17 protein-coding genes are annotated in these 20,712 nt (G+C 62.9%); 7 read left to right on the top strand and 10 right to left on the bottom strand.

Annotated features, from left to right (window positions below; translation table 11 throughout):
- Positions 1-41: 41 nt before the first annotated feature.
- From miaA to H3221_RS02490, 5 genes are read right to left on the bottom strand one after another with little or no spacing between them, the layout of a single operon-like run.
- Positions 42-1,013: a tRNA (adenosine(37)-N6)-dimethylallyltransferase MiaA gene (gene miaA, locus H3221_RS02470; RefSeq protein WP_196477138.1), complete on the bottom strand. Its 972-nt coding sequence runs from the start codon at positions 1,011-1,013 to the stop codon at positions 42-44.
- Positions 1,014-1,066: 53 nt separating this feature from the next.
- On the bottom strand, positions 1,067-2,947 hold the full coding sequence (gene mutL / locus H3221_RS02475) for a DNA mismatch repair endonuclease MutL (RefSeq protein ID WP_196477139.1): 1,881 nt from the start codon (positions 2,945-2,947) through the stop codon (positions 1,067-1,069).
- Positions 2,947-4,374, bottom strand: coding sequence for an N-acetylmuramoyl-L-alanine amidase (locus H3221_RS02480; RefSeq protein WP_196477140.1), 1,428 nt, complete (start codon positions 4,372-4,374; stop codon positions 2,947-2,949). The genes mutL and H3221_RS02480 overlap by 1 nt, the downstream gene beginning before the upstream one ends.
- A gap of 10 nt (positions 4,375-4,384) precedes the next feature.
- Positions 4,385-4,852, bottom strand: coding sequence for a tRNA (adenosine(37)-N6)-threonylcarbamoyltransferase complex ATPase subunit type 1 TsaE (gene tsaE, locus H3221_RS02485; protein WP_196477141.1), 468 nt, complete (start codon positions 4,850-4,852; stop codon positions 4,385-4,387).
- Complete coding sequence (locus H3221_RS02490) at positions 4,840-6,339, bottom strand: NAD(P)H-hydrate dehydratase (RefSeq protein WP_196477142.1); 1,500 nt, start codon at positions 6,337-6,339, stop codon at positions 4,840-4,842. Before H3221_RS02490 ends, tsaE begins: the two co-directional genes overlap by 13 nt.
- 60 nt (positions 6,340-6,399) lie before the next feature.
- On the opposite strand from H3221_RS02490, the gene queG reads away from it, so the two are divergent.
- On the top strand, positions 6,400-7,464 hold the full coding sequence (gene queG, locus H3221_RS02495; protein WP_196477143.1) for a tRNA epoxyqueuosine(34) reductase QueG: 1,065 nt from the start codon (positions 6,400-6,402) through the stop codon (positions 7,462-7,464).
- An 85-nt stretch (positions 7,465-7,549) separates the two neighbouring features.
- On the opposite strand, the gene orn is transcribed toward queG, so the two are convergent.
- A complete protein-coding gene (gene orn, locus H3221_RS02500) occupies positions 7,550-8,092 on the bottom strand; it encodes an oligoribonuclease (RefSeq protein WP_160019207.1) in 543 nt (180 codons plus the stop codon).
- A gap of 29 nt (positions 8,093-8,121) precedes the next feature.
- A complete protein-coding gene (locus tag H3221_RS02505; RefSeq protein WP_196477144.1) occupies positions 8,122-8,916 on the bottom strand; it encodes a class I SAM-dependent methyltransferase in 795 nt (264 codons plus the stop codon).
- Positions 8,917-9,003: 87 nt separating this feature from the next.
- Between H3221_RS02505 and rsgA the strand changes: the two genes are divergently transcribed.
- A complete protein-coding gene (gene rsgA / locus H3221_RS02510; RefSeq protein WP_196477145.1) occupies positions 9,004-10,035 on the top strand; it encodes a small ribosomal subunit biogenesis GTPase RsgA in 1,032 nt (343 codons plus the stop codon).
- Here rsgA and motB read toward each other — a convergent pair.
- Positions 10,029-11,024: a flagellar motor protein MotB gene (motB, locus tag H3221_RS02515; protein WP_196477146.1), complete on the bottom strand. Its 996-nt coding sequence runs from the start codon at positions 11,022-11,024 to the stop codon at positions 10,029-10,031. The two genes, rsgA and motB, sit on opposite strands and share 7 nt — an antisense overlap.
- Positions 11,025-11,027: 3 nt before the next feature.
- Complete coding sequence (gene motA / locus H3221_RS02520; protein WP_196477147.1) at positions 11,028-11,879, bottom strand: flagellar motor stator protein MotA; 852 nt, start codon at positions 11,877-11,879, stop codon at positions 11,028-11,030.
- Between the two features lie 119 nt (positions 11,880-11,998).
- Here motA and H3221_RS02525 point away from each other — a divergent pair, with 119 nt between their 5' ends.
- The 5 genes from H3221_RS02525 to H3221_RS02545 all read left to right on the top strand — a co-directional run bounded on the left by H3221_RS02525 (position 11,999) and on the right by H3221_RS02545 (position 19,421).
- Positions 11,999-13,522, top strand: a complete 1,524-nt coding sequence (locus H3221_RS02525) for an HDOD domain-containing protein (protein WP_224490456.1) — start codon at positions 11,999-12,001, stop codon at positions 13,520-13,522.
- 50 nt (positions 13,523-13,572) lie between these two features.
- Positions 13,573-14,388, top strand: coding sequence for a rhodanese-like domain-containing protein (locus H3221_RS02530; protein WP_196476288.1), 816 nt, complete (start codon positions 13,573-13,575; stop codon positions 14,386-14,388).
- A 70-nt stretch (positions 14,389-14,458) separates the two neighbouring features.
- Positions 14,459-15,319 (top strand): archaetidylserine decarboxylase, encoded by an 861-nt coding sequence (asd, locus tag H3221_RS02535; protein ID WP_196476289.1) that lies wholly within the window; start codon positions 14,459-14,461, stop codon positions 15,317-15,319.
- A gap of 167 nt (positions 15,320-15,486) precedes the next feature.
- Positions 15,487-17,289 carry a molecular chaperone gene (locus tag H3221_RS02540; RefSeq protein WP_196476290.1) on the top strand — a complete coding sequence of 601 codons (1,803 nt, stop codon included), beginning with the start codon at positions 15,487-15,489 and terminating at the stop codon, positions 17,287-17,289.
- Between the two features lie 62 nt (positions 17,290-17,351).
- Positions 17,352-19,421: an EAL domain-containing response regulator gene (locus tag H3221_RS02545; protein ID WP_196476291.1), complete on the top strand. Its 2,070-nt coding sequence runs from the start codon at positions 17,352-17,354 to the stop codon at positions 19,419-19,421.
- A 65-nt stretch (positions 19,422-19,486) separates the two neighbouring features.
- On the opposite strand, the gene serB is transcribed toward H3221_RS02545, so the two are convergent.
- Positions 19,487-20,701, bottom strand: coding sequence for a phosphoserine phosphatase SerB (gene serB / locus H3221_RS02550; RefSeq protein WP_196476292.1), 1,215 nt, complete (start codon positions 20,699-20,701; stop codon positions 19,487-19,489).
- Positions 20,702-20,712: the final 11 nt, after the last annotated feature.

Below are 20,712 nucleotides of genomic sequence, written 5' to 3' on the forward strand. Positions count from 1 at the left end.
GGCCGTCCCACCCCCAAGGATAGACGACCAGCGGCAAGGTCTCATTTCAATATGGAGACGCTTTCCAGGTATTTCAAGGCGCGAGACAGATTGTCGCAGGCCAGGCTATCGAGCCAATGCAAGTTCTCCCAACCACGTAACCAGGTGAACTGACGCTTGGCCAATTGCCGAGTGGCGATGATGCCACGCTCGACCATATCGTTCCGGGACAGCTCGCCATCAAGGTATTCCCACACCTGGCGATAACCCACCGCCCGTATAGACGGCAATCCCGCGTGCAAGTCACTTCGTCTACGCAAGGCTTCGACCTCTTCCACGAAACCCTGTTCCAGCATCACCCGAAATCGTTGAGCGATGCGGTCATGCAAAACCTGACGCTGCGCTGGTGCGATAGCAAGCTGAGCAACAGTATAGGGTAATTGCCCGGCGCCTGATGTGCCCGCATCCGGATTTCCTGCAGCCTGGCGCAGGCGATGCTCGGTCATGCTCAGGCCACTCACGCGATAGACCTCGAGCGCCCGGGTCAGACGCTGCGGATCGTTGGGATGGATGCGCAAGGCGGACTCCGGATCGACCTCAGCCAGCTCCCGATGCAGCGCCTCCCACCCTTCGACCGCAGCCCTTGCTTCCAGCTCGGCGCGAATGGCCGGGTCAGCGCTGGGCATATCGGCCAGCCCTTCCAGCAAGGCCTTGTAATACAACATGGTGCCGCCCACCAGCAGCGGAATACGCCCGCGCGCGGCGCTCTCAGCCATGGCCGCCAGGGCATCGGCGCGAAACTCGGCCGCCGAATAGCTCTCGGCCGGATCACGGATATCGATCAACGCATGGGGAAACGCGTCCAGAACGACTCGCTCCGGTTTGGCCGTGCCGATATCCATGCCGCGATAGACCAGCGCCGAATCGACGCTGATCAAATCGCACGGCAATACCCGGGCGAGTTCAAGGGCCAAATCGGTCTTGCCGGCGGCAGTCGGGCCCATCAGGAAGATTGCTGGAGGAAGCGAAGACATCGATATGACTCGAAACACGAAGACGGGCGCCCCTGGCTCAGGGCTTCATTCAATTACTGACCACGCATGAACAACTTGTCGAGCTGATCCATACTCAGTTGCGTCCAGGTCGGGCGCCCGTGGTTGCACTGGCCGCTACGCTCGGTCTGCTCCATATCCCGCAGCAGAGCGTTCATCTCGGGAATGGTCAGGCGCCGATTGGCGCGCACCGCGCCATGGCAAGCCATGGTCGCCAGCAGCTCGTTGAGATGCGCCTGGATGCGATCGCTGGTGCCGTACTCGAGCAAATCGGCCAGCACGTCACGCACCAGTTGGGTGGCCTCAGCCTGCTTGAGCAACGCCGGAATCTGGCGAATCGCTACGGTCTCCTCACCCAGGCGCTGCAGCTCGAAGCCCAAGCGCTGGAACCACTCGCCATGCTCCTCGGCGCAATCGGCTTCGCGCTGACTGAGAGCGATGGACTCAGGCACCAGCAGCGGCTGGCCGCGTAAACCTTCACTGGCCATGGCGTGTTTCAAGCGTTCGTAAGTGATGCGCTCGTGCGCGGCGTGCATGTCCACCACCACCAGACCCTGAGCGTTTTCGGCAAGGATGTAGACGCCCTTGAGCTGCGCCACAGCGTAACCGAGCGGTGGAATATCGCCCTGTTCCTGCGACATCGACTGAACCTGAGCGCTCGGCAGCGGCGAGAAGTATTCGCGATACGCAGCCTGGGCTTCGCCAGCGGATACGCCGGGATTACCTGCAGGCTGCTGGTACCCGGCACCACTGCTGCGCCAGGCCGGCTGCACGCTGGGAGCCGGGGCTTCAAGAATGCTGGCAGCGAGGCCCATTTCGCCTTGCGGGCCGAACTCCCCGGCAGCCAGGCCGCTCGGGCGCATCATGGGCGATACGGCCGCCGGAGCCGCCACCTGATCCTCGGGACGTACATCGGCCAGGGCGCGATGCAGGGTGCCATAGAGGAAGTCATGGACCATGCGGCTATCACGGAAACGCACTTCGTGTTTGGTCGGGTGAACATTGACGTCCACCGTCGACGGATCGATTTCCAGAAACAGCACGAAGGTCGGGTGCCTGCCATTGAACAGCACGTCGCGATAGGCCTGGCGCACCGCATGGGCCACCAGCTTATCGCGCACCATGCGCCCATTGACGTAGAAATACTGCAGATCTGCCTGACTGCGGGAGAAGGTCGGCAAGCCGACCCAACCCCACAACCGCAGACCACTGCGCTCGATCTCGATTGGCAGCGCCTGTTCCAGAAAAGCCGGCCCGCATACAGAAGCGACGCGGCGCGCACGGCTGATTTCGTCACCTGCCTCGTGCAGGGCAAACACCGTCTTGCCGTTGTGCCGCAGGTGGAAAGCCACATCGAAGCGCGCCAGCGCCAGGCGCTTGATGACCTCCTGCAGGTGATCGAACTCGGTTTTCTCGGCACGCAGGAACTTGCGCCGCGCCGGGGTATTGAAGAACAGATCTCGCACCTCCACCGAGGTGCCCACTGGGTGCGCGGCAGGTTGCACGCGCGGCTCCATGTCGCGGCCTTCGGTTTCCACCTGCCAGGCCTGGTCAGCGTCGGCGGTACGCGAGGTCAGCGTCAGGCGCGACACCGAGCTGATCGACGCCAGCGCCTCGCCACGAAAGCCCATGCTGAGCACGGCCTCGAGATCTTCCAGCTCACGAATCTTGCTGGTGGCATGGCGCGCCAGCGCCAGGGGCAGGTCGTCCGGGGCAATACCGCCACCGTCGTCGCGCACCTTGAGCAACTTGACGCCACCCTGCTCGACCTCGACATCGATGCGCCGGGCACCAGAGTCCAGGCTGTTTTCCAGCAGTTCCTTGGCGACCGAAGCCGGGCGCTCGACCACTTCGCCCGCGGCAATCTGGTTGGCCAGGCGCGGGCTGAGCAAATGAATACGGGACATGACACTCACTACTGGGCTGCCAGCGCTGTGGCGGGTATCTGCAATGTCTGGCCGACCTTGATCACGTCCCCCCTTAGCTTATTGGCACTACGCAGGGACGCGAGACTGATCTGGTAACGCTGGGCGATCAGCGCCAGGCTCTCGCCCCGCGACACCACATGTTCACGCGGGCCAGCAGCGATTTTGCCTTCGTCACGCAGCCAGGCAACGTAACTGCCAGGCGGTGGGTTTTCATGGAAGAACTGCTTGACCCCGGAGGTGATCGAGCGCGCCAGTGCCTGCTGATGGCTGGCGCTATGCAGTTTCTTGGCTTCGTTGGGATTGGAGATGAAACCGGTTTCCACCAGGATCGAGGGAATATCCGGCGACTTCAGCACCATGAAGCCTGCCTGCTCGACGCGCCGCTTGTGCAGCGGGGTGATGCCCCCCATGTTCGACAGCACCTTCTGGCCGACATTGAGACTGGAGGACAGCGAAGCGGTCATCGACAGATCCAGCAACACACCGGCGAGCATCTTGTCCTTGTCGTCGAGACTGACATTGCCGGCACCACCGATAAGGTCGGATTGATTCTCGGCATCGGCCAGCCAGCGCGCGGTCTCGGACGTAGCGCCACGCTCGGAGAGAGCATAGACCGATGCACCGAATGCCGAGGCTCGCGGCGCCGCGTCAGCATGAATGGACACGAACAGATCGGCACCTTTCTTGCGCGCGATCTCGGTGCGTTTACGCAGCGGAATGAAATAGTCGCCGGTACGCACAAGCTCGGCACGGAAGCCCTTCTCGGCATTGATCTGCCGCTGAAGCTCCTTGGAGATCGCCAGGGTCACGTGCTTCTCATATTGCCCCTTGACCGGCGAAAGCGCGCCGGGATCTTCACCACCATGACCCGCATCGATGGCGACGACGATGTCGCGCTTACCATTGGGCACAGGCATCAGCTTCGGTGGCGGCTGGGTCGGCGTGACCGGTACAGGAGGTGCGCCTGAGGCAATGTTCGGCGTCTGCGTAGCCGGCGGGGCACTGCCCTGATCGAAAAGGTCGACTACCAGCCGATGGCCATATTGCTGATTGGGCGCCAGGGTAAAGCTCTTGGGCGAAACCGGCGCAGACAGGTCGATGACCACACGCAGGTCGTCGGCACTGCGTTGGGCCGAGCGCAGGCCGGTGATCGGGGTGTTGGCGAGCGAAAGTTGCTCGAGACTGGTAGCCAACTTGGCGCCACTGACGTCGATAACGATGCGATCAGGTGCGGCCAGAGTGAACACGCTGTGCTGCACCGGGCCAGACAGATCGAAGACCAGACGGGTGTTGTCCGGGGCACGCCACAGGCGCACGCTCCGAACATCGGAGGCAGCCAGGGCCTCGGCAGCCAGAGCCGCCAACAATACCCCTACAGCGGTAACCAGCGCGCCTATGCGCATAACCAACCCCATCGATTCTTATTCAGTCATTGCTGCTCAGGGCCTTGCACCAGGCCTCCCCTCGAGTCCCATGCCCCTGCAGCAACAGCGAACGGCCGCCCGCTTGTGGGCTAATGGTAATGTCCAGGTCGGGCTTTGGCAAAACGCCCGCGCCACGCTGAGGCCATTCGATCAGGCACAGGGCATCCCCTTCGAAGTAATCACGGATGCCGAGAAACTCCAGCTCCTCAGGATCGACCAGACGATAAAGATCGAAATGAAAGGCACGCACGTCGCCGATTTCATAGGGTTCGACCAGGGTAAAGGTCGGGCTCTTGACCGCGCCCGCATGGCCCAGGCCGCGCAGGATGCCACGTGAGAGGGTGGTCTTGCCGGCGCCCAGATCGCCATGCAGATAGATGATGCCCAGGCCACCACTGACTTCGGCGAGCCGTGCGCCCAAGGCCAGCATCGCCGCTTCATCAGCCGCTTCGAGTTTCACTTCACACACGGACTCAACTCCTCCAATAACTGACGAATGGTGCAGGGCAGATCACCGGCAGCCAGCCCGCGCCCCTGCGCCGCCAGCACCTCTCCAGCCCGCGCGTGCAGCCATACCGCCAGGCAGGCCGCATCATACGCCGCCATGCCTTGCGCCAGCAGCGCACCGATCAACCCTGCCAGGACATCCCCCAACCCCGCACCCGCCATCGCCGGATGGCCGCGATCACACAGCGCCAGACGCCCATCCGGTGCTGCGACCAGACTGCCGGCCCCCTTGAGCACCACCACCAGGCCAAAACGTTGCGCCAGGGCCCGCGCTGCTGCCGGCCGATCAGCCTGCACGCTGGCGGTATCGCTGCCCAGCAAACGCGCCGCTTCGCCAGGATGCGGTGTAAACACGCCCTGACCAGGCCCGGCGACCTGTCCGGCAGCCAGAAGATTGAGCGCATCGGCATCCCAGACCTGAGGCATATCGAGACCACTGACACCAGTCAGCAAACTGCGCGACCAGGCCCCCTGCCCCAGGCCAGGCCCTGCCACGCAGACATCGGCGTGCTCGGTAAGTGCCAAGAGCTGATTGGCCGAAGCCACCGCCGCACACATGATTTCAGGCCGGCGCACCAAGGCAGCCGCGACATGCTCGCCCCGCGTCGCCAGTGACACCAGGCCGGCACCGGCGCGCAGTGCGCTGTCGGCGCAGAGCAGCGCGGCGCCACCCATGCCCAGATCACCACCGACCACCAGCAGGTGACCGAACTGCCCCTTGTGCGCCACCGGCGAGCGCGCCGCAAGGCGCGGCAGATTGGTCGGATCGAGACGCTGCGCCACGCTGGGCGCCTGGGCCAACAGCCGGGCATCGCCTTGCAGATCGTCGAACTGCAGCTCGCCGCACAGCTCCGGGCCAACGCCAGTCAGCAGGCCGAGCTTGAGGGCGATGAAGGTCACGGTCAGATCGGCGCGCACTGCCACACCGAGACGCACACCGCTGTCGGCGTGCAAACCAGAGGGAATATCTACCGCCAGCACCGGCAAACCGCTCTGGTTGAGCATACGGATCGCCTGGGCATATGGCTCACGCACCGCACCAGCCAGGCCCGTACCGAGCAGCGCATCGACCACCACACCGGCCAAAGGTGCACACTCGCTCCAGGGCAGAAGCTCCACACCCGCACGCCCGGCCTCGGCGCAAGCCTGCTCAGCATCGCCACTCAGAGCAGCGGGATCGCCCACCGCCAGCACTCGCACGCGCCAACCGGCACGCTGAGCCAGAGCCGCAATCAGGTAGCCGTCACCGGCATTGTTACCACGCCCGGCCAGTACGGTGATTTCGCCGGCATCCGGCCAGCGCCTGCGCAGGGCACGCCAGGCAGCATGAGCCGCGCGCTGCATCAGTTCGAAGCCTGGGGTGCCGGCGGCGATCAACTGCGCATCCAGCGCGCGCACCTGTTCGGCACTGTGCAGGCTCAACGGCAAAGAGGCGGATGGTAGATGCATGGCTCACTCACGACGGATGTCTGGCAGAATTATACCTACGTCCATCGCCTGCGCCCGCCCATGTCCGATCAAACCCTCGATCTCAACGCCCTGGCCCTGTCCATCAAGAACTGGGGACGCGAGCTGGGCTTCCAGCAGGTCGGCATCACCGATGTCGAGCTGGGCGAACACGAGGCGCACCTGCAACGCTGGCTCGATGCCGGCTACCAGGGCGAGATGGACTACATGGCCGCCCACGGTAGCAAGCGCTCGCACCCGGATGAGCTGGTGCCTGGCACCCTGCGCGTGGTGTCGCTGCGCATGGACTATCTGCCTGGCGATACGCAGATGGCCCAGCGCCTGAAGGAGCCGCAGCAGGCCTACGTGTCGCGCTACGCGCTGGGCCGCGACTATCACAAGCTGATCCGCAAGCGCCTACAACAACTGGCCGAACGTATCCAGCAGCAGATCGGCCCTTTCGGTTACCGCGCCTTTGTCGACAGTGCCCCCGTGCTGGAAAAGGCCATCGCCGAAAAGGCCGGCCTCGGCTGGATCGGCAAGAACACCCTGGTGCTCAACCGCAAGGCAGGCAGCTATTTCTTTCTCGGCGAACTGTTCGTCGACCTGCCACTGCCGGTGGATGCCCCACACAGCAGCGAGCATTGCGGGCGCTGCAGCGCCTGCATGGATATCTGCCCTACAGCGGCCTTCGCCGGCCCCTACATGCTGGATGCGCGGCGCTGCATCTCCTACCTGACCATCGAACTGAAAGGCTCGATCCCGGAGGAGCTGCGTGCGCCCATCGGCAACCGGGTGTTCGGCTGCGACGACTGCCAGATCGTCTGTCCCTGGAATCGCTTCGCGCGCCCCACCGAGCAGGGCGACTTCCAGCCCCGCCACGGCCTGGACAACAGCGGCCTGGCCGAGCTTTTCATGTGGACGGAAGAGGAGTTTCTCAGCCGCACCGAGGGTTCGCCGCTACGCCGTGCCGGCTACGAGCGTTGGCTGCGCAACCTGGCGGTCGGCCTGGGCAATGCACCATCGACCATTCCGGTACTACAGGCTCTGGAGGCCCGCCGCGAACACCCGTCAGCACTGGTGCGCGAGCATGTGGCGTGGGCGCTGGAGCGGCACAACGCCCTGTAGCCCGAATGCAATCCGAGTAACGCCGCCCGTTTCCCCGGATTGCATCCGGGCTACGCGAATTGACGCCTACATAAAGAGTATCGACTCAGACCTTGAGGAAATGCTCGCGGTAGTGGCGCAGCTCGGCGATGGATTCACGAATGTCATCCAGCGCCTGGTGAGTGGCGGTTTTCTGAAAGCTGTCCTTGACCGCTGGCGCCCACATGCCAGCGAGGATCTTAAGCGTCGACACGTCCAGGTAGCGGTAGTGGAAGTAGGCTTCCAGGGCCGGCATGTACTTGTAGAGAAAACGGCGATCCTGGCCAATGCTGTTGCCGCAGATGGGTGACTTGCCCTTGGGCACCCACTGTTCGAGGAAGGCGATGGTCTGTGCTTCGGCCGCCGCCGTGTCGATCTTGCTCTCACGCACTCGCTGGGTCAGACCGCTCTGGCCATGAGTGCGGGTGTTCCATTCATCCATGCCGGCCAGGGCCAGGTCGCTCTGGTGAACGGCGATCACCGGGCCTTCGGCCAGCACGTTCAGCTCGCTGTCGGTGACGATGGTGGCCATCTCGATGATCACATCGCGCTCCGGCTCCAGCCCGGTCATTTCCAGGTCGATCCAGATCAGGTTGTTGGGGTTTTGCATGGTTAGGCTCCTTGGCTCAGGCGCCAAGTCTAGCGGATCTCAGCGCCCCGCATCTGCCAGAGAAACAGCGACGTTTGCCGCCCTTCGTTGATGTCGAGCTCGCGATCAGCCGGTACGCCCGGAATCTCGAAGGTGTTGCTGATCAGCCAGCTACCGGCGTGCATCTCGACTTTCGCCTTGCCCCACAGACGCGGCATCGGCACGGGCGAGAGAAAGCAGTAGACGACATCGAAGTCGCCGAGTTCGACCTGCCACAGACTCCGATAACGAATGCTGCAGTTCTCCTGCAGCAGGCAGCGCAGCCAGGCGAATGCGAAGAGCAGGGGCGCCGTCTCGACACCAACGAACTGCCCGCGCGGAAACCGTCTGGCCAGCTGCAGCACCGTACCGGCGGTACCACAACCCAGGTCGACGAAGCGCAGCGGCAGCTTACGCTCGCTCAAGCACTGCTGCAGACGTTGCTGCGCCTTGCGCCCACTCAGATAGAGCGGCACCTGTTCGCGCAGGCTGTTCCAGTTGACCAGTAGCAACAGCACGAAGCCCAGCAGGAACAGCCAGGCCGGCAAATCGGCGCGCTGCATCACCAGCAGTGCGGGCAGGAACGCCAGATTGATCCACAACCACCAGCGTGATAGGCCCAGGCGCCAGCCGATCCCGGCTGCCGCAACACCCTGCAGCAGCGCCACCGAAAACAACGACATCCGCCAGGGCAGCAACGCCAGCAAATAGACCAGTACCACCACCAGCGCCAAGGCCAGGCCCTGCGCTAAAAGAGCGCGCAATAACGGTAGCCGCAGCACCGCTCTTTCCTCGCCTGTCGTCATTCCCGGCCTCTGTTCCTGACAGCCGAATGGCTGCCGAGCGCTCATGCTAAACTCGCCGCGATCAACACTCCACTACCCGGATGCTCCATGGCCAAACGCCAACTCAACCGCCGCCAGAACTGGCGGATCGAAAAGATTCAAGGCGAACGCGCTACCCGCGCCGCCAAGCGTGAATCGCGGGCAATGGAAGCACTGGAAGGCGGCGACCTCGGCCCGGAACAGACCGGCCTGGTGATCGCTCACTTCGGCGTGCAGGTGGAAATCGAAGGTTTGCAGGGTGAGATGGCTGGCCAGGTATTTCGCTGCCACCTGCGCGCCAACCTGCCGGCGCTGGTCACCGGCGATCAGGTGGTCTGGCGTCCCGGCAATCAGGGTGACGGTGTCATCGTCGCGCAACTGCCGCGAAACAGCGAGCTGTGCCGCCCCGACATGCGCGGCCAACTCAAGCCGGTAGCGGCCAACGTCGACCAGATCGTCATCGTCTTCGCGCCGCTGCCCGAGCCGCACGCCAACCTGATCGACCGCTATCTGGTAGCCGCCGAGCACGCGGGTATTCGCCCGCTGCTGCTGCTGAACAAGGCCGATCTGATCGATGAGCAGAACCAGGTGGCGCTGGACGCGCTGCTCAAGGTCTATCGAGAGCTTGAGTATCCGCTGCTGGAAGTCTCGGCCCATCAGGGCGATGGCATGGAGCAGTTGAAAAGCCGCCTGAACGGAAACGTCAGCGTATTCGTGGGCCAGTCTGGCGTAGGCAAGTCATCGCTGGTCAACAGCCTGCTACCCGGCGTCGATACGCGTGTCGGCGCGCTGTCGGAGTTGACCGGCAAGGGTACGCATACCACCACCACCGCACGGCTTTTCCACTTTCCCGGTGGTGGTCAACTGATCGACTCCCCCGGTATTCGCGAATTCGGCCTCGGCCATGTCAGTCGTGATGACGTGGAAGCGGGCTTCATCGAATTCCACGACCTGCTAGGGCGCTGCCGCTTCCGTGACTGCAAGCATGATCGCGAACCTGGTTGTGCGCTTTTGCAGGCCCTGGAAGACGGCCGCTTACAACCACAGCGCATGGCCAGCTACCGACATATCATCGCCAGCCTGCCGGAAGACGATTACTGATTATTCAGCTGATCGAACTGCAGGGCGCCTTCTTCGAAGATGTTCAGGCGCTGCTGCAGTTGCTCTGGCGCCAGCGGTTCACTCGCCGCGTCCGCCGGAACCTCGCCTGGCGTGGGCGCAGCCCCCTCCTCGACACCTTGTTCGCCCTCGATGGCGCGCTGCGCCTTCTTAGTCAGCACGACGATATCGATGCGCCGATTAACGGGATTGAATGGGTCCTCGCGGTCGAACAGCGCCGACGAGGCATAACCGACCACCCGCGCCACCTGCTCGTCCGGATAGCCGCCCGCCACCAGCGTGCGCCTCGCAGCGTTGGCACGACTGGATGACAGCTCCCAGTTACCGAAATCGCCGCGCCCTACGAAAGGCTTGGCATCGGTGTGACCGCTGATACTGATCTTGTTCGGCACTGCGCGAATGGTGTCGGCCATGGCCAGCAGGATGTCCTCGAAATAGGGCTGAAGGTCGGCACTGCCGAGGGCAAACATCGGCCGGTTCTCGGCGTCCATGATCTGGATGCGCAAGCCATCCTGAGTGATTTCGAACAGTATCTGGTCCTTGAAGCGCTGCAGCTCGGGATTCTCCTCGACCTTGTTCTGCAACTCCTGCAACAGCAGCTCCAGACGCTCCTGCTCCATCTTTTCAGCCAGGGTTTCGATCTGGTCGGTGCTGACGCCGGTCTCATCCGGCTGACTCTCCGGCGTCTCGGAGATGTCCGGATTGAGAGTGCGCTCGGGCGCTGGCGTAGGCGTACCGCCCAGGTCGATGGCATATGGACTGGCACTCTCGGTGAAACCGATCGGGTCCTGGAAATAGCCGGAAATGGCTTTCTTCTGCTCTGGAGTGGCCGACGTCATCAGCCACATGACCAGAAAGAACGCCATCATGGCGGTTGCGAAGTCGGCAAAAGCGATCTTCCAGGCACCGCCATGATGGCCGCCAGCGGTCTTCTTGACCCGCTTGACGATGATGGGTTGGTTATTCTCCATGGCTTAGCTGCCGCGCATGGCCTGTTCGAGCTCGCTGAAGCTCGGACGATGTGCCGGATACAGCACCTTGCGCCCGAACTCTACGGCCAGGGTCGGCGGCATGCCCGAGGCAGAAGCGACCAGGGTCGCCTTGATCGCTTCGTAAAGGTTCAGTTCTTCCTTGGCATCATGCTCCAGGGCGTTCGACAACGGACCGAAGAAACCATACGAAGCGAGAATGCCGAGGAAGGTGCCGACCAGAGCAGTACCCACCTTTTCACCGATCTGCGCGTTATCCGCTTCTGCCAGGATCGACATGGTGATCACGATACCCAGCACGGCCGCGACGATACCCATGGCCGGCATGCCGTCGGCGACCTTGGCCACGGCGTGAGCCGGGTGCTCCACTTCTTCCTTGAGGCTGGCCAGTTCCATATCGAACAGACCTTCCAGTTCGTGCGGAGCCATGTTGCCGGAAGACATGATGCGCAGGTAATCGCAGATGAACGCGGTCATCCGCGCGTCCTTGAGCACACCGGGATACTTGCTGAAGATCGGGCTGGCGCCGGGATCTTCGATGTCTGCCTCGATGGCCATCATGCCCTCGCGGCGACTCTTGTTGAGGATCTCGTACAGCAGCCTGAGCACTTCGAGGTAATAAGCGTGGGTGAAGCGACTGCCGAACATGCTCAGCGATTTCTTGAACACCGTCATGAACATGCTGCCCGGGTTGGCCTGCAGAAATGCCCCCAGCGCCGCGCCACCAATGATCAGAACCTCGAAGGGGTGGATCAATGCCATGAACTTCCCGCCCGAGAGTATGAACCCGCCGAGCACACAGCCAAAGACGACAATGATGCCTAAGATTTTTACCATGGAATAAATGCTTGCAGAGCCTAGTGGATGGGTTATTGAAAACAACCCTTCTAATTATCGGAACTTATACGCCAGACTATAGCCAGTTATGGTCAAAAGCCAGTTCGACTCGAGCCAATATGTCGACGTCAAAGTCTCTGCCGCGCACTCTGGACGCCTGGGTACAACACCTGGGCAAGTTGCCACTGCCTATCGAGCAGCAGCAGCATGTGCGCCTGCGTCGCATCCTGGGAGACAGCCGCCGAACCTGGCGTGAAATTGCCGAGGCGATAGAATCCAGCCCCTCTTTCGCCCTGCAGGTGCTGCGCGAGGCAAACCAATCGAGCAACAGCCTCAGCGATCCAGCCGAGAGCATCGAAACCGCGCTGTCGCGCCTGGGTCTGAGCCGCTGCGAGGCCCTTCTCAACCAGGCACCCGCCCTGCCAGAGAACGACATCCCTCTGGCATTCAAGCAGATTTTGCTGATCAGTCAGCATGCCAGCCAACAGGCTCGCGGCCTGTTCGGTGCGCGCCTGGCGCGCCTGTGGAATGAATTGCACGGCTGCAGCCTGCTGTTTCTGGCGCCGATCTGGCCATTGCTGTGCGCCCATCCGCAGCTGTTCGAGGCCTGGGAGCAACGTGTATTGCTCAAGGGTGAGCGACCGGCTGCAGTAGAGAAAGAGTTGCTCGGCGTCACCTTGATCCAGCTGTGCGTCAAACTCGCCGAGCGCTGGCGACTGCCGGAGTGGATCGTGCGCGGCTACCGCCTGCTCGAGCGTGATCGGCGCCAGCTGGTCCGGGCGCTGCACATCGCACGCGACAACGAACACCCGCTGCATCAGCAGCAGATGCTCGACGCCGACATCCCCCTGCGCCACTGGCTCACCCATCCGAGCAACTGCGTGCTGCTGGCCAACGGCCTGGCAGTATCCGCTCACCATTCCTGGGATACCGCGCACAGCCTGCGCTGGCAGCGTCTTACCGGACTTTACCTGCAGATTCCTCTGAGCGAGCTGCAACAGCAAGTGCACCAGCACGCCGTGAGCAGCGCACGCCTGATTCACGATCACGCACTGTGGCACCCGGCCCAGGCCCTGATCTGGCCGTGGGACACCCGTCGTCTGAAACCAGCCGTTAGCGCCGCAGCACCACCCAAGCGCGATGACCTTGCCACCTGGCGTCAGCACTGTGCACGGCTGCTCGCCGAACCCAGCACGTTTGCCAACGTGCCGCAGCTGACTGCCTGCGCCCGCGACGCCTTGCAGGCCTGCGGCATGAAGCGCGTCCTGCTGCTTCTTGCCGACCGTCAGCACACCCGCCTGCAAACCCAGCAACAGGCGGGGCTCGATGTCAGCGCGGCCACCCTCAGCCTCGACCCGGCACAAAGCCAGGTGTTGAAACGCCTGCTCAGCACGCCGGGTCAACTGCGCCTGATGCCCAGCAACGTGGCGCAGTTTTCGGCACTGCTGCCGGGCAACCTCAAGGCCCTGTTTCCCAGCGAGCATCTGCTGCTGCGTTCCGTGGCCAACAACGGTCGGGTGGTGATGCTGATCGTGGCCGATCAGGGCGGCCAACCGCTCAATAACGTCTGCCTGCAGGCGTTCGGCAAGACCGTGCAGTGCATCGAGCGCGCGCTGGGCAGCTTTTCCAGGCGCGGGCGCTGAAGCGCTCTGTTTCCGCTACAATCGACCTCTTTTCATTCAAGGAGGCCGTCATGTCCGCCTTCGACAACTTGCCACTGGTGATCGAGCCAACCCAACTGGCCGAACACCTGGATGCAGCCGACCTGATCCTGCTCGATCTGAGCAGCGCAGCGCGCTACGCCGCCGGCCACATCCCAGGCGCGCGCTGGGTGGATACCAAGCGCACGCAACTGGGCGCGCCGCCCGCTCCCGGCCTGCTGCCCGAGCGAGCGCAGCTCGAAGCGCTGTTCGCCGATATCGGTCATCACACGGATGCCGTTTATGTGGTCTACGACGATGAGGGCGGGCCTTGGGCCGGTCGTTTCATCTGGCTACTCGACGTGATCGGCCATCAGCGTTACCACTTCCTCAATGGCGGCCTGCAGGCCTGGATCAGCGATGGCCTCGAACTGAGCCAGGAACAGCCCGCAGTGACCCGCACCGAGGTGGCACTGACGCTGAGCGATGCCCCCACCGCCACCCGCGAGTACCTGCAATCGCGCCTGGATGCTACCGACCTGGCCATCTGGGACGTGCGCGGAGCGGACGAATACCGTGGCGAAAAACTGAGCTCCGCGCGTGGCGGACATATCCCCGGCGCCACCCATTTCGAATGGACTGCCGGCATGGACCCGCAACGCGGCATGCGCATCCGCACGGATATCGCCGACGTCCTGCAAGGCCTGGGCATCACGCCCGACAAGGAAGTGATCACTCACTGCCAGACGCACCGCCGCTCCGGCTTCAGCTACGTGGTCGCCAAGGCGCTCGGCTATCCACGCGTTAAGGCCTATGCCGGCTCCTGGTCCGAGTGGGGCAACCTGCCCGACACACCCATCGAACGCTGAGTCCGTCGACCATTCAGTTGCACCCGGTCTGGTCACGCCAGTGCCGGTTCAGAACCTTCAAGGAAACACGATGAAACAACGTCTTTTTATCCTCAGCCAGTACCTGCTGCCCCATCACCTGCTGTCGCGCCTGATCGGCTGCGTTGCCGAATGCCGTATCGGCTGGCTGAAGAATCCGCTGATCTCGTGGTTCGCCAAGCAGTACCAGGTCAACATGAGCGAAGCGCAAATCGAGGACCTGCGTGCTTACGAACATTTCAACGCGTTCTTCACCCGCGCTCTGAAAGACGGCGCGCGCCCGCTGGATGAAACTCCCGGCGCCATTCTCAGCCCGGCCGACGGGGCAATCAGCCAACTCGGCGCCATCGAGCACGGTCGCATCTTCCAGGCCAAGGGCCACAGCTTCAGCGCTGTCGAACTCCTTGGCGGCGACGCCGAACGCGCCGCGCCGTTCATGGGCGGCCAGTTCGCCACCGTGTACCTCTCGCCGAAGGATTATCACCGCGTCCATATGCCGCTGGGCGGCACGCTGAAAGAGATGGTCTACGTGCCGGGCCGCCTGTTCTCGGTCAACCAGACCACCGCGGAAAATGTGCCGGAACTGTTTGCCCGCAACGAGCGCGTGGTTTGCCTGTTCGACACCGAGCGCGGGCCGATGGCCGTGGTACTGGTGGGCGCGATGATCGTCGCCAGCGTGGAAACCGTATGGGCCGGTCTGGTCACCCCACCCAAGCGCGAGCTCAAGAGCACCCGCTATGACGCGCAAGCGCGCGGGCCGATCGAACTGGCCAAGGGCGCAGAAATGGGCCGTTTCAAACTGGGCTCCACGGCCATCGTCCTGTTCGGCCCGAACCAGGTGCAATGGGCCCAGGAGCTGGACGCTGGCAGCCCGGTGCGCATGGGCCAGCTGATGGGCACCGCTCAGAACTGAGCCGCTGAGAAAAGGAACCCGCATCTCGACCGTTCGGTCATAGATCCGTACTCTGGCGAGGTAACCCGTCCACCCGGACGGGCTGCCAGCGCAGGCAGATACTGCTAGAGTTCGAAAGACTATTACTAGAGCCGCTTGGCATTGCGTGGCCGGAGTATCCGAGTTTGATGGATAGACAGAGTACCCACCTTCACCTGTTGCGCGTTCCCACGCCGAGCAAGCAGAGTCTGAGCTTCTGCGACGGCAGTCCCCGCGATCTGAAACGCTGGATCGCAGGCCTGCCCAAGGCGAACATCGGTGAAACTGCACGTCAGTTGTATCAGAGCCTGGTGGAACTCAACCAATTCCTCACCCCCTCGGAAAACCGCCTGCAGTTGCTGGAGTTGCTGCGCCCGGAAGTCAGCTTCGTCTGCCAACACCTGGAGCGTCATTTTCTCAACCAGGCCATCGTCCTCGACGAGCGCCCGCGCAAGGTGGCCAACCTGTGCCAGGCGCTGCAAAACCACCTGGCAGTCGGCTACAAGCTGATCATCTCCCGCGTGATCACTCGCAGCGGCAAGGATCGCGACCAACTGCTCGCCGTTTCCCTGCAGCGCGCCAGCCACAGCCTGTGCAGCCCGCTGATTCGTGCCAGTCAGCTTTACTGCCCGGTTCCGGAAGGGCTGTGGCTGGAGCTGCACCAGCTCTACCAGATTGCCTGCGAGCAGCGCCTGCAACGCCAGGTCATTCGTGACCCGCTGGCCCGTCACACCCTGGGTTTGAGCCCCGAACAGTCCTACGTGACCGCGCTGCTGCTGGGCTGTGCGCGCACCAACCAGATGCGTCAGAGCGGCATCGCACGTCTGGCAGAAGCGCTGGAACCCTGGAGCGCGCTGGTCAAGCTTCAGCCAGGCGACCATGCTGACAGCCTGTTCGTGCTGGCGCCGCAGGTCGATGGCCCGCCGCGCTATAAGTCGCTGTATCAGAGCAGCGAATTGCACCACCTGCTGGGTATCGACACGCAGCCGCTGGTCGATGCCATCAAGGAATACCTGGAACTCCCCGAAGACGAGCGCAACAAATCGCGCCTGATGGTTCCAGAGGGCATCACCCTCGACTTGCTGCAGCATGTTGCCGCAGCCTGGGGCGACATCGCCGAGCGCACCTTCCAGCGAACACCTGGGCAAGGCAGCCTGACCCTGTGCATCGGCATGACCGCGTTGCATTTCTTCCTCTCCGGATGCTGCTCGTTCGCCGAAGTACTCAAACGTCCGGTCGAGCTGGGCGCTGCGGTATTCAAGCCGTCCACGGGCGAGCCTGATGTCTGGTCGAACGCCTTCGATGCCCAGCGCAATGCGGCTGAGGAAATCCACTTCGAAGAGATTCAGTACACCAAGGTAACCCCTGGTGAACAGGCGCAGCCTGAGAACAATGGCGAGAGTTACCCGACCTTCCCCCTGCCCATCGTCAATCACAGCCCCGGCGGCTATTGCCTGTCCTGGCCCAAGGACGTCCCCAGCCAACTGCAGGCGGGCGAGTTGCTGGGTGTACAAGACAACCCCAGCCAGGGCTGGAGCGTGGCCATCGTGCGCTGGATTCGCCAGGTTCGTGGCGGCGGCACACAGATGGGTATCGAGCTGATAGCACCACACGCGCGCCCCTGTGGCCTGCAGTTGTTGCGCAAGGCCGAGCAGAACAGCCAGTACCTGCGCGCCCTGCTGCTACCGGAAATCAGCGCCATTTCTCGCCCCGCCAGCCTGATCACCCCGCGCCTGCCATTCCAGGAGGGCAGCAAGGTACTGATCAACGACCACGGTGAAGAACACCGCGCCCTGCTCACCCGCAGGCAGGTCAGCACCGGCAGCTTCAGCCAGTTCGAGTATCGCCGCGTGGGCGAAGAAGAAGGTGCGGCCGGGACACCGGTCACAGCCTCGCAAAGCCAGAAGCCTGTAGGGGAGGAAGATTTTGACTCGCTCTGGAAGTCGCTGTAGGCTCCGGCGAACTCACCATTTGTCGCCTTTTCGCGTCCGTTCGGCGCGGTAATGACCCCTCTATGGCCATCGAAAAAAAAACCATCCGCCTGCTGATTCTCGAAGACTCGCAGAACGAAGCTGAGCGCCTAGTCAGTCTGTTCCGCAACGCCGGGCATGCTACTCGCGTGCATCGTCTGACTTCCAGCGATGACCTGACGGAGACACTGCAACAGACCTGGGACCTGCTGATCTGCGCAGCGAGCAGCGAGCATCTCGACCCAAGCGAGGCGATCAGTGCCATCCGCCGCCAGGCCAAGGACATCCCCGTCATCCAGCTGGTCGAGGAAAACGATTCCGAGATCATCACCGAAGCCCTGTTGTTCGGCGCGCAAGACGCCCTGCCGCAAGGCGAAGACGAACGCCTGGTGTTGGTAGCCAAGCGCGAGCTGGCGAACCTCGAGGAACGTCGCGCACGTCGTGCCGCCGAAGTGGCATTGCGCGAAGCGGAGAAACGCTGTCAGCTGTTGCTGGAAAGCTCGGTAGACGCCATCACCTACGTCCACGACGGCATGCACATCTATGCCAACCGGGCCTATCTCGAGCTGTTCAGCTACGAGGATGGTGAAGAGCTGGAAGGCATGCCGATGATCGACCTGATCGCCAGTGCCGATCACGCTGCGTTCAAGGATTTCCTGAAGAACTACCAGAGCGCCGAAGGCAATGCCGAGCTCAATTGCCAGGGCGTACGTGCCGATGGCAGCAGCTTCGCCGCGCAAATGACCTTCTCCCCCGCCACCTATGATGGCGAGCCGTGCATTCAGGTGGTGATCCGCGCGGAAACCTCCAATGCCGAACTGGAAGAGAAACTGCGCGAGATCAGCAGCCAGGATCTGGTCACCGGCCTGTTCAACCGCAACCACTTCCTCGAGCTGATGGACAATGCTGCCGAGCGCGCCGTCAACACCGGTCAGCCTTCGACTCTGGCGTATATCCGTGTCGATCGTTACGCCAGCATGCAGGGCGAGATCGGCCTGGCCGGCACCGACCTGCTGCTGACCGATCTGGCCGGCCTGCTGCGCGCACATTTCCCGGCGGAGACCCAGCTGGCCCGCTTCGGCGACGACGTGTTCGCTGCCTTGCTCCCGGGCCAGTCGCCCGAGCAGTGCCAAGCCAGCCTGGTGCCCCTGCTGAAGAGGGTCGAAGCCCACCTGTTCGATGTCAGCGGCCGCACCGCCCAGACCACGCTGTCGATCGGTGTCGCCGGCCTTAGCGAGAAAACCGCCAAGGCGCAGGAAGTCATCGATCGCGCGCACCGCTGTGCCGACGAGCTCAGTGACGGCAATGCCATCAAAGTATTCAACCCGGCCGATGAACTCGCCGCAGCGGCCAACCGCGGCAGCCTGCTGGCGATGGTACAGCAGGCGCTGGAGAACAACAGCTTCCGGCTGCTGTTCCAGCCGATCATCAGCCTGCGTGGCGATGCCCACGAACATTACGAAGTGCTGCTGCGCCTGCTCAATCCTCAGGGTACGGAGGTGCCGCCGCTCGATTTCCTCGCCGCCGCCAAGGATGCCGGTCTGGGCGAGAAGATCGACCGCTGGGTGATCCTCAACTCGATCAAGCTACTGGCAGACCACCGCTCCAGAGGCCATAACACGCGACTGTTCGTGCACCTGTCCAGCGCCAGCCTGCAGGACCAGACGCTGCTACCCTGGCTCAGCGTGGCACTCAAGGCAGCACGCCTGCCATCGGACTCGCTGGTGTTCCAGTTCAGCGAGCCCGATGCCATCGCCTACCTGAAACAGGCCAAGGCGCTGACGCAAGGCCTGGCTGAGCTGCATTGCAAGGTGGCCTTGAGCCAGTTCGGCTGCGCGCTGAACCCGTTCAACACGCTCAAGCACCTGCAAGTGGACTTCGTCAAAGTCGATGGCTCGTTCTCCCAGGATCTGAGCAATGCAGAGAATCAGGAAGCGCTGAAAACCCTGCTCAGCAGCTTGCATGCACAGGCCAAGCTGACCATCGTACCCTTCGTTGAAAGTGCCAGCGTACTGGCCACGCTGTGGCAGGCCGGAGTCAACTTCATTCAAGGTTACTACCTGCAGGGTCCGAGCCAGTCGATGGACTACGACTTCTCGGCCGGCGACGAATGAATCACGCCGACAAAAAAGCCGCCTGAACAGGCGGCTTTTTTTTATACCCGACGCAACGCCGGTGTTTATTCCTGCCCCTCACGATCACGAAAGCCGAGCAGATAAAGAATGCCGTCCAGGCCCAGGGTGGAAATCGCCTGCTTGGCCGATTGCTTGACCAGCGGCTTGGCACGGAAGGCCACACCGAGACCAGCCAGGCCGAGCATTGGCAGATCGTTGGCGCCATCGCCGACGGCGATGGTCTGCTCCAGCTGCAAACCTTCCTTCTGCGCCAGTTCGCGCAGCAGATCCGCCTTGCGCTGCGCATCGACGATGGGCTCGACGGCCACACCGGTGACCTTGCCGTTCTCGATCTGCAGTTCGTTGGCGAACACGTAGTCGATGCCCAGCTTGGCCTGCAGTTGCTTGGCAAAGTAAGTGAAGCCGCCAGAGAGAATCGCGGTCTTGTAGCCCAGACGCTTGAGTTCGGCGAACAGCACTTCGGCGCCCTCGGTCAGACGCAGAGACGCACCGATCTCCTCCAGCACATCTTCCGACAACCCCTGCAACAAGCCCAGACGCTCCTTGAAGCTGGCGCGGAAATCCAGCTCGCCACGCATGGCGCGCTCAGTGATCTCGGCCACCTGCTCGCCAACACCGGCGGCCTTGGCCAGCTCGTCGATCACCTCGGCTTCGATCAGCGTCGAGTCCATGTCGAATACGGCCAGGCGGCGATTACGGCGGAACACCGAGTCACGCTGGAAGGCGATGTCGACGTTGAGTTCCTGCGCCACGCTGAGGAACTCGGCGCGCAGGGCCACGGGATCGGCCGGCTCGCCGCGCACGGAAAACTCGATGCAGCCCTTGCCCTGTTCGGCCGGCATGTCCAGCGGCATGCGCCCGGAAAGACGATCGATGTGATCGATGTTCAAGCCGTACTTGGCAGTGATCGCGCTGACCCGCTGCAATTGCTCGGCGCTGACCCTGCGCGTCAACAGCGTCACGATATGGCGGGCCTTGCCCTGGCCACCGACCCACTGGCGGTAGTCGTCTTCGGAGACCGGGGTGAAACGTACCTGCTGATCGAGCTCGTAGGCGGTGAACAGCAGATCCTTGAGCACCGACTGGGAGCGGCCGTTGTCAGGAATCTCGATGAGGATGCCGAACGACAGGGTGTCGTGGATCACCGCCTGGCCGATATCGAGGATGTTCACCCCGCCCTGAGCCAGCACGCCGGTGATGGCTGCGGTAAGTCCGGGGCGATCCTCGCCGGTGATATTGATCAGGACGATTTCGCGCAAGACGCACCCTC

The organism is Pseudomonas chaetocerotis, from assembly GCF_015712105.2.
GTDB classification, from domain to species: domain Bacteria; phylum Pseudomonadota; class Gammaproteobacteria; order Pseudomonadales; family Pseudomonadaceae; genus Aquipseudomonas; species Aquipseudomonas chaetocerotis.

Coding starts and splice junctions, on each gene's coding strand:
- miaA (WP_196477138.1), bottom strand. CDS start 1,013: ATGTCTTCGCTTCCTCCAGCAATCTTCCTGATGGGCCCGACTGCCGCC.
- H3221_RS02480 (WP_196477140.1), bottom strand. CDS start 4,374: ATGGGGTTGGTTATGCGCATAGGCGCGCTGGTTACCGCTGTAGGGGTA.
- H3221_RS02490 (WP_196477142.1), bottom strand. CDS start 6,339: ATGCATCTACCATCCGCCTCTTTGCCGTTGAGCCTGCACAGTGCCGAA.
- queG (WP_196477143.1), top strand. CDS start 6,400: ATGTCCGATCAAACCCTCGATCTCAACGCCCTGGCCCTGTCCATCAAG.
- orn (WP_160019207.1), bottom strand. CDS start 8,092: ATGCAAAACCCCAACAACCTGATCTGGATCGACCTGGAAATGACCGGG.
- H3221_RS02505 (WP_196477144.1), bottom strand. CDS start 8,916: ATGACGACAGGCGAGGAAAGAGCGGTGCTGCGGCTACCGTTATTGCGC.
- rsgA (WP_196477145.1), top strand. CDS start 9,004: ATGGCCAAACGCCAACTCAACCGCCGCCAGAACTGGCGGATCGAAAAG.
- motB (WP_196477146.1), bottom strand. CDS start 11,024: ATGGAGAATAACCAACCCATCATCGTCAAGCGGGTCAAGAAGACCGCT.
- motA (WP_196477147.1), bottom strand. CDS start 11,879: ATGGTAAAAATCTTAGGCATCATTGTCGTCTTTGGCTGTGTGCTCGGC.
- H3221_RS02525 (WP_224490456.1), top strand. CDS start 11,999: ATGTCGACGTCAAAGTCTCTGCCGCGCACTCTGGACGCCTGGGTACAA.
- H3221_RS02530 (WP_196476288.1), top strand. CDS start 13,573: ATGTCCGCCTTCGACAACTTGCCACTGGTGATCGAGCCAACCCAACTG.
- asd (WP_196476289.1), top strand. CDS start 14,459: ATGAAACAACGTCTTTTTATCCTCAGCCAGTACCTGCTGCCCCATCAC.
- H3221_RS02540 (WP_196476290.1), top strand. CDS start 15,487: ATGGATAGACAGAGTACCCACCTTCACCTGTTGCGCGTTCCCACGCCG.
- H3221_RS02545 (WP_196476291.1), top strand. CDS start 17,352: ATGGCCATCGAAAAAAAAACCATCCGCCTGCTGATTCTCGAAGACTCG.